This is a genomic window from Vibrio sp. 1402, assembly GCF_033340275.1.
Map to the genome: position 1 here is coordinate 580,610 of NZ_JAWOWE010000002.1, position 13,991 is coordinate 594,600.

The following is a 13,991-nucleotide window of genomic DNA, read 5'->3' on the forward strand; positions in this document are numbered from 1 at the left end:
ATGCCCAAATAACTTCAAGGTGTGTGGCTTGGCGAGGGTGACTGAATTTGGAGCCTAAATTTCTGAGATGATGTAGGCATCGCGCTTTATCAAACGCGATGCTTCGCTAGGGAGTAAGACACTGATACTACTCAAACCCTTGAGCTTTTCGCTTTTCTAACGCATCAAACGATTCATTGGCGAGTTGAGGAAGTGTTTCACAAAGCTCCAATGCTTTTGGTATTTTTCCTTCGACACAGTACTTCTCAATCATTCTTGCTTGTCTTGAAAGCGTTCGATTGCCTAGAGCGAGAGCAGAACTGCCCAGTGTGTGAACCTCGAACTCTAATGTTTGAAGGTCTTTTGTGCTTAATGCTTGCTCTATTTTCTCCATGCGATCGCGTGACTCTTCGACATAGTGATCAATCAAGGTAGGGATGATTTCGGCGCACGTATCTTTGATCATTTGCTGAAGAATATGCTCATCCACTAATTCTTGCTCGATAGTCAATGTGTTATTTATCGTCATAATAGCGCTCCCTATAACATAAACAGTTCGCTTTTTTTAATTTGCTGAGACAGTTTTTCTTTCCACTTTTTTGGTAAGAAACGCAGCTTGGAAACTTGGCGGATTAACTCATCTTTCAGGCTTGGAGTGTGCTTCATGTTCAGTACAGAACCAATCAAGTTCGCATCGCTAGCATCGAGTAGCTTTTTGGCTTGCTCGAGCTGGGTTGCAGTCGTAGAACCATAATGCGCTACTAACAAAGTAGCATCACATACGCCAGCAATCACTTGAGGCGCAATATTGCTTCGGTTGACACTGAGAAGTGGTGATGTATCTATCACGACGCGCTCGTACTGCGTTAACCATTGTGCAATGTTTCGTTTCAGCATTGTTGGGTCTCGGTACGCTAACTGAGTGCTGGCGAGAGATGGAGCAGGGAGGCCGACTAAAGTTTGATGTGTATTCTCTCGTGTGATCAAATGGCCAACCTTCTCGTCATCATCAAAGTCGTGAACAATGTGATAAGCGGGTTTGAATAAGTTAAGGTCTACATACAAAGTATTGTGGCCTGCTAAAACCAAGCGCTCTGCAAGAGATGACGCCACGGAAGTGACACCATCTTCAGATTTACAACCCACAACACAAATCGTTTTGTGGCCTTTCTGTTCACTCTGAAGATAAATTTGCTCAATCTCAGCGTGAGTTGCAGGAATAGTCATTACAACGCTCCTATTAACACGATGGTTGTGGTGATTTGTAAAATATCTCTTAATCCGGCCCTCGCTTTTTCAACAAAGCTTTCGTCTTTATGGGGAATGTAAATCGTGTCGCCTGCGCGAATGACTGGCAGCTCATAAATGTTGGCTGTTTTACTAAAGTTCACCAAATCAAATGTTCGGGCTTGGCCCTGGCAGCAAGACATATTGACCACACTGATCTTTTCAAGGTAGGCATTGTCAGTTGGTCCTCCTGCTTCCGCTAACAGATCAAGCACAGTCATGTTGTCATTGAATACGTATCGCCCTGGGTCTCTTACTTCACCTAATACGCGTACCGTGGACTCTTTTGAACGATCTAACCAGTTTTTGTTTTTTTCTGGAATGTAAATGGTATCACCAGGACGAACGTGGGGCAGAATTGATTCATCACCTGTTTCAAAGTACATCGATAAATTCAATTTACTCACTTTGGCATAACCTAGGCCTCGGTGTGTGACACGGATGTTGTGAATATCTGCATCCATTGTCGGTCCATCGGCGGCAGACAAAATATCCAGAAAATGCATATCTTCAGTGAAACGATAGCGCCCAGGTGCATTGATTTGCCCGAAAACGTATATCGATGCGTCAGAGCTTTGGCTTACCCATTGCGATTTATTATCGGATGGGTCGTCAGGCAATGCATGTACCCTTACGACTGTACCAGCGGAAACTCGAGGTAGGCTTGATGTTGGTGAGCCATCCAGAATGTATTGGTCTAAGTCAAATTGTGTCATTTGACCGTTATTGGCGACTTCAATTTTGGTGGTATCAGCTCGTCGAGTTGGGCCACCAACGTGTGCAAGCAGATCAATCAAATCCATTTCGTCTGACCACTCGATGCGTCCAGGGCGAACAACTTCTCCCATCACTGCGACCGCTCTACTAGGTGCTACTTTTAACCAAGACTTCTCATTGAAATCGGTTTTCTCCGGCACGAAAATCGCATCTCCTGGTCCAACATTTGGTGGTCTGGCTGAAGATAGTCCTTCTGTATGCGCGGTAAGATCGAATTTGATGACTTTGCCATCGGCTTTTATAACGCGAATTTGGCGAGATTCTGCGTAGCGAGTGGGCCCGCCAGCGTTGGCGAGGATATCCATGAAGCTAGCGCCTTGCTTGCCTTCGTATGCCCCAGGATGGGCGACTTCACCCATCACGTAAACCACATTTGCACCTGCTTTGATTTCTTCTTCCTGTTTTGGGACAAAGATGGTGGCACCTGGCAGGATCTCCGGCAGTAGGCTTTGGTCTCCAGTATCAAGGTACTTTTTCAGGTTAAACATGGTTGGGTTATTGTTTGTTATCACGCGAATTTGCTCAACACTGGCATATCGTGTCACGCCGCCAGCTCGCATTACGACATCAACTAGCGTGGTGTTTGGCTTGTATGAGAACGAGCCAGGTGCGTTGACTTCACCAAAGACTTTGATTGCACGAGCGGAATCTGCGCTGTCACCTGAATTCGCGAGTTTTGCTGCATCAAACTCTTGCTCAATATTCCCTACGAGTGGGGAAGCGGGGACAAATAAGACATCCAGTGATTCTAATTTTGGCAGTTGGCTATTGTCACCCGTATCAAGGAAGCGTTTGTAGTCAAATTCAATGTTTTTATTTCCACGTTTCACGATCATTTTATCAAGCTGAGCCCCAGCGCGCAGGCCGCCAGCTTCGTACACAAACATTTGAATGTTGGACCCAAAAGGTAAGGTATATTCACCGGGTTTGACCACGTAGCCTTGAACGGACACTAACAACTGTTGCTGTTTAATAAAAACTCGAGCGTTGTTAACGTCACGATACACGGTCTTTAGCCTGTCGATAATCACGTCTTGGAGTTGTTGTTCATTGTAGCCGGCCACTAATACAGGGCCGACTTCTGGTAAATTAATTCGTCCACGACGATCAACCTGAAACCCTTGGTTTAACGACGCCTCTCCAGGTAAGTTAATCTGTATTAAATCACCGACCTTAACAGTATTGCTCTCATCCGCTATGGAAGAAGGTACCCACGCGACCAGACACAACAACATTAAGAGGATAAATGGTTTCATCGTGTTCATAGCGCGCCTCCTGCCGTTGGGTTGCGGTTTATTGAGGTATCGCTATCTGAATTAGGGCTAATAACCTCGATGCTTACTCGACGATTAGTTAAACGCACGGCGGATGTTTCACCTTCATAGAGTGGCAGGTTATCTCCGACAGATTTGGTAGTGACTCTCTCTGAAGTGATACCAAATACGGTTAGGTAACGCTTTACTTGTTCTGCACGCGCTTGAGCAAGTTTCTGGTTGTAATCGGGTGTTCCAGTTGCATCCGCATGCCCCGTTACTACAAGAGATAGGTTAGGGTGGTCACGTAAAATGTAGGCTGCTTCTGCCAAATGTCCCATGTACTTCGGGTTGATTTCTGCTGAATCGACAGCAAACTGGTTGTCGATATTAAGTAGTGCATAGATATCCGACACTATGTTTAGGTCGCTACGTAGTGCTTCAATATCATCGGGCGGTGTGCAAGTGGTTTGGCTCAGTACGTAGTCGAGTTGTTGTTCGAGCTGGTTTAAGCGTCGACGCTGAATCACAAGGTCGTTGGCAGCGTCGAGTAAAAGCCCACCTTCCAACTCGCGCGCAATTCTATTTTGTTTTTCAAGGGCCTGAACAACTGCCGCAGGAAAACACCAGCGCGCTCCCTCTTGGATTAGTGCGTCTAGATGTAACTTGGTCAGTTGCCAATCAAACCTTAACCCATGTTCTGGACCTAAAGGCTCGTCAGGCATCACAGGGGAAAACTGATAATTCTCGATCGAGATATCTTGATAGCTTTCCGCCAAGCCACCTTTTCCGTGTTCTGGGTAGTCAAACGACGAACAACCAAACATGCCGACAACAAGACCGCTTAATGCATATCGTCGTATAAGATTTACCATGCCAACCTCCGTTTAAACCGGTATTTTTAGTGTCCTTTTGAGTTAACGGGAATGGCATGGTTGATACGAAGCAAGCTCATGATTTCTAAAGGTTGGCCTGATACGTTTTCAATACTCATGCTTCTTTCACGTTCAACTAGACGCTTATATAAGTAAACAATGGCACCAATCCCTGAAGAATCAAGAAATTGGACGTGCTGTAGGTTAATTTCGACTTCTTTGTGATGATTGTTGTGAATTACTTCATCAATGTGATGTTGTGCTTGTCGACAGCCGCTTGCGTCTAAGTCACCAAAAAACTCAATGGCTAACTTGTCTTGATTGATTTCTAGTTTGCGTAATTCCATGACTCTGTCTCCGTTTGTTTTTCTAATTGGATATAGAGCAGGTAACGTGCCAATTTTAAACTATTTAAAAATCAAAAGTTTAAGCGCTGTTGATGATGTTGTTCAATTTGAGAAAGGACTGATTCTCAAATTGAGAATCAAAAATGCACAGAGAAATGGTTTGCTTATAAGAGGTGTTGAACCTAAAGAAGTCATTAGAGCGGGGGATCTCGTCATGATTAGATTCCAACTCGATTGACGAACCATCCGCCTTAAGTGAATAACGTGTAACGACTAAATGCAAAACCTGTCTAAAGTTTATGATTATCTTTGCAAATTATTACTAATGTTGATTGTTATGAGTCGAAGAACAACTAGTAATAAATAGGTCATCGAGAGGACTTACGTTTCAATAAAGACGATTTTTTGTACAAGGTCTTCTTATGCCATTAAAAATGACATTAATTGCGCTGGCTGTTATGGCAGCGTCTTCACAGCTTCAAGCGGATACTTCTCTCGCACCACCAGTTTCTCTTGCACAAAGCTATCAGGATGGTATTGATGTGTCTGAATATTGGTATAGCGAAAAACTTGATGGTGTTCGCGCTTATTGGACTGGGCAACATCTCGTGACGAGAAATGGTAATCGAATCTACGCCCCTGATTGGTTTACAGGACCTTTGCCTGATTATCCGTTGGACGGTGAACTTTGGGCTGGGAGAGGTAACTTCCATCTTGTTCAGCAAACGGTATTAGATAAAACTCCTGTAGAGTCTGCTTGGCGACATATCGACTTTATGATCTTTGATATGCCATATTCCGCTGGTGATTATCGGAAGCGTTATTACAACATCAAAGATTTAGTGCTTGAAGTCGACCAGCCTCATATCAAATATGTCGAGCACCGAGCCATTCAAAATGAAGCTCATCTGTTTACACAGTTGGATAAAATTTCAATATCCGACGGTGAAGGGGTGATGTTGCGGAAGGTATCAAGCCGCTATCAGGCTGGACGCGGTAGTGATTTGCTTAAACTAAAACGATACGCAGATGATGAAGCGTTAGTTGTGGGTTATAAGCCAGGAACAGGGCGCTTATTAGGTATGATGGGAGCAATGTTAGTTCGCTTACCAAATGGCATTGAGTTTTACATCGGTAGCGGATTTACCGATGAAGTGCGTCGCCAGCCTCCGAAAATTGGTTCAACCATTACATTTAGATATAACGGTTTTACACATACTGGTAAACCACGTTTTGCTCGATTCTTGCGTGAAAGGTTGAAGGAATAGAACGCTCTGCACTTACTAGTTGCCAACGGTTACGCCACATCGTTTGAAGAGACCCTGCCAAAACTGAACGTGGTTTAGGGTTTCTTGCCTAAATGTTCTATGTACCTCAATGATGCCATACTGGTGACCATGGAGTTGCATACGGTTCTCCACCAAAGTGGCACCATCATTAAGTTGTTGATAGGTACTGTCTAAATAAGCCAAATAAGGTTGCACTTCTTCAACGTAAATGGATTGAAAGACATTTCTTAAGTAGCGGAACTGGGTGGTGTCTCTGTTCGGCCCGCACAATACGTTGCTCTGGTTCTGCTCAAGTAGCTGAGTTGTTGCTTTTAACCAAAGGGATGTGTTTACCATTGAATAGTAAAGTCGTCCGAGTAAACGAGATTTCTCTAACTCTTCTTGATATTGAGTAACTTCCACATCGGGTAGACGTGAGACCGCGCGGTGGGGTAAATCATACATTTCGCTGAAAATACGATAGACATCGTTAATGCGTGCAATATCATTCGTCGTATTTTGAGATAGCCAATCAGAGGCAGTTAGTTGCTTTTGCATGGCATCACTTACGAGTAGTAAGTTGTCGAGATGAATGTCTAAATGCTGCCACTTGGTTGAGTAAAGCTCTGTCAATGTCGCGCGTTCTTCATCGCTAAGTGGAAATTCGGATAAACATCGATTCATGACTCTTAAAAGGGCAGTTTGATAATCAAAATCATGAAAGGCATCCTGCACCTTTCCAAGTTGTGAGTTTTTCTCGGCAAGTAAATTAAAGAGTCCGCATTGTCGTAATTGATAGCTCTCTAGCAGGCCAATAGATAGCCTTGGCAATGGCTCGAACAAAACGCGTTTCGCAGGAATCGTTACCGTAGACTGTAATTCTATTGGAATAGCAGGAACGTCCAATACATTGGCTACACGTTGATGATACTTATCAAACATGGCGTTCTCTGGATTGAACCAGTTATCACAACCATTAAGAATCAAGATTAAGAACAATAAAATAGACCGCACAAATATCCTTTTTTATAACTTCGTATCCGTTGTCTAGAGAGCAAAATCAACCGCTTCGTAATCTTGTTATAAGTATACTCAACCGTGTGATTATTCGATCATAAAAGCCAGCGGATGCTGGCTTTTTTACTTTTTATTGAACTGAAAAGTTCAATTGCACTTCTGGCTCTTGGCGATGCATCCAACGCATTCTGACGCCTAACATAAAGGCCGCAGAAGATAGGCCGATGATAAAACCAAGCCAGAAGCCTTGTGCTCCCATTGGCTCGACAATCCAGTCTGTACGGCCAAGGACGTAACCAATTGGCAGCCCAAGAATCCAATAAGCAATAAAAGTACGGTTGAAGATAGCTCGCATGTCTTTATAGCCGCGTAATGCACCAGCTGCGATCACTTGAACCGCATCCGTACATTGATAAACAGCGGCAAATACGAGCAGGTGCATCGCTAGAGTGATTACCTCTGGGTTGCTAGTGTAAAGCTCGGCGATCCACTCACGAGACAAGACGGTTAAAATCGCTGTGAGAACGGACAATGCTAGACCAACCATAATGCCGACTCGTGACGCTACGCGCGCGCCATCTACGTTTTCTTCACCAAGTCGATGGCCGACACGAATGCTTACTGCTGCACCAATACTCATTGGTAGCATAAATACCAACGAGGAGAAGTTAATCGCGACTTGATGCGCTGCCACAATGATAGGACCCAGTGGTGAAACGAGCAGTGCAACGACAGCAAACAGTGTTACTTCAAAAAACAGCGCTGCTGCAACAGGAAAGCCGAGCTTGAATAGACGAACTTGCGCTTTCCATTGTGGGCGATGCCATTCTCCAAATAGGTTGATGCTTTTCAATCGCTCTGATGTCATCACATACAGCAATAGCATGGCAAACATGACCCAGTAAACAATCGTGGTTGCTACACCACAGCCAACACCGCCTAATTCAGGTGCACCAAACTTGCCGTACACGAAAATCCAGTTTAGAGGAATGTTGAGCAGCAAACCGATAAAGCCAATAACCATTGCCGGTTTCGTCAATGACATACCATCCGTAAAGCTTCTAAGCGTTTGGAAAAGTAAAAAAGCGGGTACTGCTAATATAACGGCATGAATGTATCCCACCGTTTTTTCAGCCATCAGTGCTTCAACATCCATCAGCCCGAGAATAAACTGGGTTTGAAGCAGGACTGCAATTATCGGCACACTGATCAGCAATGCCAAAACGACGCCTTGCTGAATTTCAAACGGGATTTTCACTCGACGACCAGAGCCATTTAACTGTGCGACAACAGGGACCAATGCCATTAATAAACCCACCCCAAACAAAATGGATGGTAGCCAAATACTTGAAGCGACAGAAACCGCAGCCATGTCGGTGGCGCTAACGCCGCCAGCCATTACGGTATCAACAAACCCCATACCAGTTTGAGCGACAGATGCGATCAATACCGGGGTCGCCAATTTGATAAGACTTGATGCTTCTTCTTTATAGCGATGCACGAAAAATACTCCAGAGCGGAACAATAAGTTGAAAGAATGAGAGTACTCGAGGGCAAAAGATGTGGTGAACGGATCTGATGGTTGATTTTAGTCACGATAAGGTGAAAAAATGCCTCGGAGAAACTCCGCGCAAATGATAAACAATTGTATGTTCATATTCCATAGCTAGGTAGCGAATAGTCGATAACACTGACTGGACGCTCTCCACGCTAAGGATACGCTTTTACTGAGAACAGCAGCGAATCATGGTAATGTTGAAGCATGCATGAGAACAAACCAGTGTTCATTAAGCCATGGCTTTATCGTCTGCGGTCTTTATTTCCGACCTGTAGCGCAGTGTTTAGGGCTTAGTCTTCGACTACAGTTGGTATTAAATCAATAGGTAAAAAGAAATGTTTACAGGAATAGTTCAGGGTACGGCGAAGGTCGTTAAAATTGATAAAAAAGAACGCTTTCAAACGCACGTTGTCGAGTTAAGCGATGAACTTTGTAAAGGGTTAGAAATTGGTGCATCCGTTGCACACAACGGATGTTGTCTAACTGTGACTAAGATCGAAGGCAACCTTATCAGTTTTGATTTAATGCAAGCGACATTGGCTCTTACTAATTTAGGTCGGCTGGTGGAAGGGGATAGCGTAAACATTGAGCGCGCGGCTAAGTTTGGTGACGAAATAGGCGGGCATAGCATGTCTGGTCATATTAGTTTAACGGCAGATATTGTCGATATCATCGATACGCCCAATAACCGCACGATTTGGTTCCAACTGCCGCAAGAATCAATGAAATATGTATTAGCGAAAGGTTACATTGGTTTAGATGGCTGCTCGCTAACTATTGGTGAAGTTGAAGCGTGTCGTTTTTCGGTACACCTAATTCCAGAAACCTTGCAGCGAACGCTTTTCGGAGTGAGACAAGTAGGGGAGCGTGTTAATATTGAGTTTGATCCTCAGACTCAAGCAATTGTTGATACTGTTGTGCGCGTTCTTGCAGCAAAACAGCTTTAGAATGAGAAAAAGGAGCCGAGTGCTCCTTTTTCATTTAAGCGTTTTTATATTTCTGATGTTCACATGCTCGAGCTGCTATTCGTAATTGTCATCGATAAATAGTTCGACCTTGTCTTGTAGCTCATCCACTCGCATATTTAGGTGGATAGCGTGGCAACAAGCTGGGCAATCATCATAAAATTCTTGGTCACCATTGCTTGCATCCAATGTAATGCTGATAGAATGTCCGCAATGCGGGCACTTTACATACCTTTCGGTATAATTTTTCATACAACAACTCCTAATCTCGCAGGGCTTTTAAACACACTATTCATCAAGGAAGTACAGCCCTTTACTTACTTTGCCTACAAGGAAAATAGGCACAATCCAAAGTTAAGTCTCCTTTGATATTAGGTCGAGTTGTTGCTAATTGAGTCGAAATAAGTACAAAACTTGACCCCAAACTCAACCTTGAGCTTAGGGTGATTTTCTGTAGTGATGTGCCTCGAGATTTTACATCTTGAAATATGCAGTGGCTTCCAAATTAATAAGAAATGATTTTATTAATAACCAGTTGAGCCTGTTCCAAGTAATGGCCGCCAAACAAATTACAATGGTTGAGAACATGGTAAAGGTTATAGATATCTTTACGCTCTTCATAGCTTGAAGAAAGTGGTATAACCGATTCGTAGCCTTGATAAAATTCTGGTTGAAATCCACCAAAAAGCTCTGTCATCGCAATATCACACTCCCTGTCCCCCCAATAGCATGCAGGATCGTAACAGATAGGACCGAATGCAGTGAGTGCCGCATTTCCATTCCATAAATCGCCATGCAACAAAGAAGGTTCCGGAGCATGGTTTGCTAGCCGCTGTTTTACGACGTCGATAAAGTCATCGATATCAACCAAGGTGACGCCTTTTTCTTTAAGGAGCTGTAATTGCCATCCTATGCGTTGCTCAGCAAAGAATACACACCATTTCTTGTGCCATTTGTTGGGCTGTAGAGTCGAACCGAGATAGTTGTCGGTATCAAAACCAAACTCTTTTTGCTCGCCCCACTGGTGTAGGTGAGCTAATTGCTGCCCAAATTTAAAGCTGTTGGGACCATCTTCTAATGGTTTCGTTGGAAGGTAGTTAAGAATTAGGAATGAGGCATTTTTGGTTTTACCAACCAATACCACCTCAGGTACAAATAGGGTTGATGTTTCACGCAAAAGATGCAGGCTTTCAGCTTCTACCTCAAATTTAGACAAAAACTCGCGATCGTTAATTTTCACAAAATAACGTTGCTCGCCATCATTGATCATGTAGCTTTCACTGATATCCCCACCAGACAGCCTTACTTTTTCCGTGATCTGGTAATCGAACAATAAAGTATCAGAAAGCTGTTGCGATATTGCTTGCCACATACAAAACCTCGCGAATCTATTTGACCACCAATAGTTTAGGATAAATAGCAGGGAGTTGGCGCTATGTTGAGCATACTTAGTAAAGAAACCTTCCTCTTAGTGTAGTCAATTTGTATAAATGTGAATCAAATCGCTTATAAGCCTCTGATTTGTTGGCTTAGCATATGGAGATGAACGTTTACAACAGGTATTATGATTTTTTTGACGTTAGTTCCATTGGTGGCATGAAAATACTGATATGTGATGACTCAGCTGTTGCAAGAAAGCTTATTGCGCGTTCTATCGTACAAGATACATCATTGCATCTTATTGAAGCGCAAGATGGTTATGAGGCGCTTAATATTCTTGCTGAGCAAAATATCGATATTTTGTTTCTCGATTTAACGATGCCCATAATGGATGGTTTTGAGGTCCTCGAATCATTACCTGTTAGTCAGTACCCGACCAACATCGTCATTATTTCTGGAGATGTTCAACAAGAGGCAAAACAGCGCTGTCTCGATCTTGGTGCTCAAGCTTTTATCGCTAAGCCTCTGACAGAAGAGCAGGTGCTCCCACTATACGAACAATTAGGACTGCATTATGCGTTCAAACCTAGTCATTCGGTTGATTCTAAAAACCAGGGTTGCGAAGAGCTTTCCTTACTAGCCAAATTCCGTGAAATTGCGAACATTGCCCTTGGTAAAGGGGCTGCGATTATGGCCGACCATTTACATGAGTTCATACAACTTCCTGTTCCTCATGTTGGACCGTTGTCCTACGGCGAGCTTCATATGACACTGGTTGATGTGGTTGGGCGTGACAGTTCCGTTGCGGTAGCGCAGAGGTTTGTCGGTGGTGGTATTCACGGAGAGGCACTGGTGTGCTTACGTGGTAGGGATATCAATCAGATTGGGGAAAAATTAGGTTACCTCCTTGAGTTTACGCCTCATAATGAAATCATCTTGAATATCTCTAACCTACTGGTTTCGTCATTTCTCACATCATTGGGCGATCAACTCGACAAGCAGTTCTCACTTCGTCAGCCAGGCATTGTGGATACCTTAACACCTTATTGTGAAGAGCAAGGCGAGTTGGGTGAGCTCTTTACTATCGAATACACCTACATGGCAGAAGCGCTCGATTTCGAGTGCGAGGTACTGTTTTTAATTGATAAGCCATCCGTAGAAATAATCTATGAAATCATGGAGCTAATCTAATGTCCGATATCACGCTGGACATAGCAGACTTTCATTGGGTCACACAAATTCTCGATACGATGGATTCAGGGCTTATTGTTTTGGATCAAGAGTATAAAGTGTGTGTGTGGAACAGTTTTATGCAGTCATACAGTGGCATTCTATCACAAGAAATTCTTGGTGAATGTTTATTTGAGCATTTTGAAGAGCTGCCAAGAACTTGGCTAGAAACCAAGATAAAAGCTGCCGCCGATCTGGAAACTCGTTCTTTTTCTAGCTGGGAAAACCGACCGTATCTTTTTAAGTTCAACAATTTTTCTCCGGTTTCAAACAGCAGTGATTTTATGTATCAAGATATCGTGATCACGCCGTTAATTGGGCTCTCAGGAGAGGTCAGCCACATAGCGATTCAAGTCAATGATGTTTCTGAAACTGCGAGAAATCGCATTCATTTGAAAGAAACAAATCAACATTTGTCGGAAATCAGTCGCAAAGATGGTTTAACAGGTTTATTTAATCGCGCTTATTGGGAGCAATCATTGAAAGATGAGTTTGCTCACTTAAAAGTTATCGACGGACCATGCTCATTAGTAATATTCGATATCGACCACTTTAAGAAGGTGAATGATACTTATGGTCACCCGACAGGGGACGAAGTCATTCGTCGAACCTCTGCCTTGTTGAGAAAAACAGCAAGAAGCAGTGACATCTGCGGTCGTTTTGGTGGTGAAGAGTTTACCGTACTACTTCCTCACACAAACCAGGAGCAAGCTTGCTATTTCGCAGAGCGTTTGCGCAAAAGAATTGAGCAAGAGATCGTGAAAGTGGAAGATTTTTTGATTAATTACACGATAAGTATTGGTGTTTGCGAGTATAAGCCTTATTTTGAAACTCACACTCAATGGTTAAAGAGTGCCGATGCTGCGCTGTATCGTGCAAAAGAAAATGGTCGTAACCAAACCTGTTTGCATGAAAATGGCTGAAATATAAAAAGGTTTGAAGAAACCCTGTATCCGAATTCAGTGAAGCAAAGCTCAATTGTTTGAAAATCATCCAGTTGGTTCGTGAATGTTTGTTAATATGAAATAAGTTAATGAAATTTTCTCGGCATGTCTTACTATTGAAACTATTCTGCTTTCAGCTTCGAAGGCTTGCAATAAACGGAGAAAAACAGTGGTTTTAGAAACCGATGGATATCTCGCTCTTATCGAGCACTTGTCTCTAAATCTAGATATTTTTACGACCGAAATTGGCGACACTGGATCCGAAAGCATCGAAGATGTTGTCACCGATATGGTGGCTTCAAACATCATGGCGATTTTTGAGCAAAATCCAGAACTTCACTCGAGCGTACGTTTCAAATTGTTGAAAGAGGCTGATGCAGTTGTTGAAGATCTTGGTGAGATATTGGCTGGGGTATGGCATAAAAAAGCGACCAATGAACAGATCACGTTCCTTGATGAATACATCGCTCTGGTCAAAAATCTGTTCGATAATGCTGTTGCGACTTACGACTGATATTGTTTTAACTTACAGCAATGTCCGGTTAAGAGTAAGAAGAGTTACATTGTAACTCTTCTTATTTGCCAAAACTTAGATGCCCAGTATGGGTTGTCGATTCTTGAAATAATCACACCTCTAGACGTCGATGCATGCATGAACTGCTTGTTACCCAAGTAAATTCCGACATGATAAGTTGTACGTCTTGTTTTAAAAAACACTAGATCCCCTTGCTTGGCATCCGTCCAACTTAACTCCACACCTTGCGTTGATTGCTGCCTCGTTGTCCTTGGTAACGAGAGCTGATAAGCCTCAATAAACGCTTTTTGTACAAATGCTGAGCAATCAATTCCAGATTTCTGTGTCCCGCCTAAGCGATAAGGCGTGCCGTGCCACTCTGTGTAAAACTCGAACAAGTCGGGGTTGTCCGACAATAGCTGATTTGTAGGTGCTGTCACTTGAGCTTGCTCACTAGGCTCAGGCCCAGAAGAGCAGGCGCTTAGTAGCACACTGATTATCAAAGGAAAATATACTCGACGCAAATCACCACCTGTCATCTCTATGACTCACAACTGAAATATTAGTGTCATAACCAATCCATAGTATGGGCTGCAA

General features: G+C 43.3%; 15 protein-coding genes. 5 read left to right on the forward strand and 10 right to left on the reverse strand.

Features of this window, described 5'->3' with window-relative positions:
- Positions 1–127: 127 nt before the first annotated feature.
- Genes R7044_RS05985 through R7044_RS06005 form a run of 5 tightly spaced genes read right to left on the reverse strand, consistent with a single transcriptional unit; the run spans position 128 to position 4,518 of the window.
- Positions 128–508, reverse strand: a complete 381-nt coding sequence (locus R7044_RS05985; protein ID WP_005377636.1) for an Hpt domain-containing protein — start codon at positions 506–508, stop codon at positions 128–130.
- Between the two features lie 11 nt (positions 509–519).
- Positions 520–1,206: an AAA family ATPase gene (locus tag R7044_RS05990; protein ID WP_225455414.1), complete on the reverse strand. Its 687-nt coding sequence runs from the start codon at positions 1,204–1,206 to the stop codon at positions 520–522.
- Complete coding sequence (locus R7044_RS05995) at positions 1,206–3,308, reverse strand: SLBB domain-containing protein (protein ID WP_176310960.1); 2,103 nt, start codon at positions 3,306–3,308, stop codon at positions 1,206–1,208. The genes R7044_RS05990 and R7044_RS05995 overlap by 1 nt, the downstream gene beginning before the upstream one ends.
- Entirely contained in the window at positions 3,305–4,171 is an 867-nt protein-coding gene (locus R7044_RS06000) for an OmpA family protein (protein ID WP_053350556.1), read from the reverse strand. The genes R7044_RS05995 and R7044_RS06000 overlap by 4 nt, the downstream gene beginning before the upstream one ends.
- Before the next feature lie 26 nt (positions 4,172–4,197).
- Positions 4,198–4,518 (reverse strand): STAS domain-containing protein, encoded by a 321-nt coding sequence (locus R7044_RS06005; protein WP_017634929.1) that lies wholly within the window; start codon positions 4,516–4,518, stop codon positions 4,198–4,200.
- Positions 4,519–4,940: 422 nt separating this feature from the next.
- Here R7044_RS06005 and R7044_RS06010 point away from each other — a divergent pair, with 422 nt between their 5' ends.
- Positions 4,941–5,786: a DNA ligase gene (locus R7044_RS06010; RefSeq protein ID WP_086046755.1), complete on the forward strand. Its 846-nt coding sequence runs from the start codon at positions 4,941–4,943 to the stop codon at positions 5,784–5,786.
- 15 nt (positions 5,787–5,801) lie between these two features.
- Here R7044_RS06010 and R7044_RS06015 read toward each other — a convergent pair whose 3' ends face one another.
- Both R7044_RS06015 and R7044_RS06020 read right to left on the reverse strand, forming a co-directional pair.
- On the reverse strand, positions 5,802–6,800 hold the full coding sequence (locus R7044_RS06015) for a DUF3080 domain-containing protein (RefSeq protein WP_176310961.1): 999 nt from the start codon (positions 6,798–6,800) through the stop codon (positions 5,802–5,804).
- 133 nt (positions 6,801–6,933) lie between these two features.
- Positions 6,934–8,304 (reverse strand): MATE family efflux transporter, encoded by a 1,371-nt coding sequence (locus R7044_RS06020; RefSeq protein ID WP_005377626.1) that lies wholly within the window; start codon positions 8,302–8,304, stop codon positions 6,934–6,936.
- A gap of 392 nt (positions 8,305–8,696) precedes the next feature.
- On the opposite strand from R7044_RS06020, the gene R7044_RS06025 reads away from it, so the two are divergent.
- A complete protein-coding gene (locus R7044_RS06025) occupies positions 8,697–9,308 on the forward strand; it encodes a riboflavin synthase subunit alpha (protein WP_225455415.1) in 612 nt (203 codons plus the stop codon).
- 75 nt (positions 9,309–9,383) lie between these two features.
- Here the strand turns inward: R7044_RS06025 and R7044_RS06030 are convergent, their stop codons facing one another.
- Both R7044_RS06030 and R7044_RS06035 read right to left on the reverse strand, forming a co-directional pair.
- On the reverse strand, positions 9,384–9,578 hold the full coding sequence (locus R7044_RS06030) for a CPXCG motif-containing cysteine-rich protein (protein ID WP_047102257.1): 195 nt from the start codon (positions 9,576–9,578) through the stop codon (positions 9,384–9,386).
- 253 nt (positions 9,579–9,831) lie between these two features.
- On the reverse strand, positions 9,832–10,698 hold the full coding sequence (locus tag R7044_RS06035) for a fructosamine kinase family protein (RefSeq protein WP_047102259.1): 867 nt from the start codon (positions 10,696–10,698) through the stop codon (positions 9,832–9,834).
- 224 nt (positions 10,699–10,922) lie between these two features.
- Here R7044_RS06035 and R7044_RS06040 point away from each other — a divergent pair, with 224 nt between their 5' ends.
- The 3 genes from R7044_RS06040 (at position 10,923) to R7044_RS06050 (ending at position 13,394) form a co-directional block, all read left to right on the forward strand.
- Entirely contained in the window at positions 10,923–11,897 is a 975-nt protein-coding gene (locus tag R7044_RS06040; protein ID WP_042523017.1) for a response regulator, read from the forward strand.
- The gene (locus tag R7044_RS06045; protein WP_005377621.1) at positions 11,897–12,859 is read left to right on the forward strand and encodes a GGDEF domain-containing protein; all 963 of its coding nucleotides are present in this window, start codon (positions 11,897–11,899) and stop codon (positions 12,857–12,859) included. Before R7044_RS06040 ends, R7044_RS06045 begins: the two co-directional genes overlap by 1 nt.
- 190 nt (positions 12,860–13,049) lie before the next feature.
- The gene (locus R7044_RS06050; RefSeq protein ID WP_005377620.1) at positions 13,050–13,394 is read left to right on the forward strand and encodes a DUF3802 family protein; all 345 of its coding nucleotides are present in this window, start codon (positions 13,050–13,052) and stop codon (positions 13,392–13,394) included.
- A gap of 44 nt (positions 13,395–13,438) precedes the next feature.
- Here R7044_RS06050 and R7044_RS06055 read toward each other — a convergent pair whose 3' ends face one another.
- The gene (locus R7044_RS06055) at positions 13,439–13,933 is read right to left on the reverse strand and encodes an NlpC/P60 family protein (protein ID WP_005377619.1); all 495 of its coding nucleotides are present in this window, start codon (positions 13,931–13,933) and stop codon (positions 13,439–13,441) included.
- Positions 13,934–13,991: the final 58 nt, after the last annotated feature.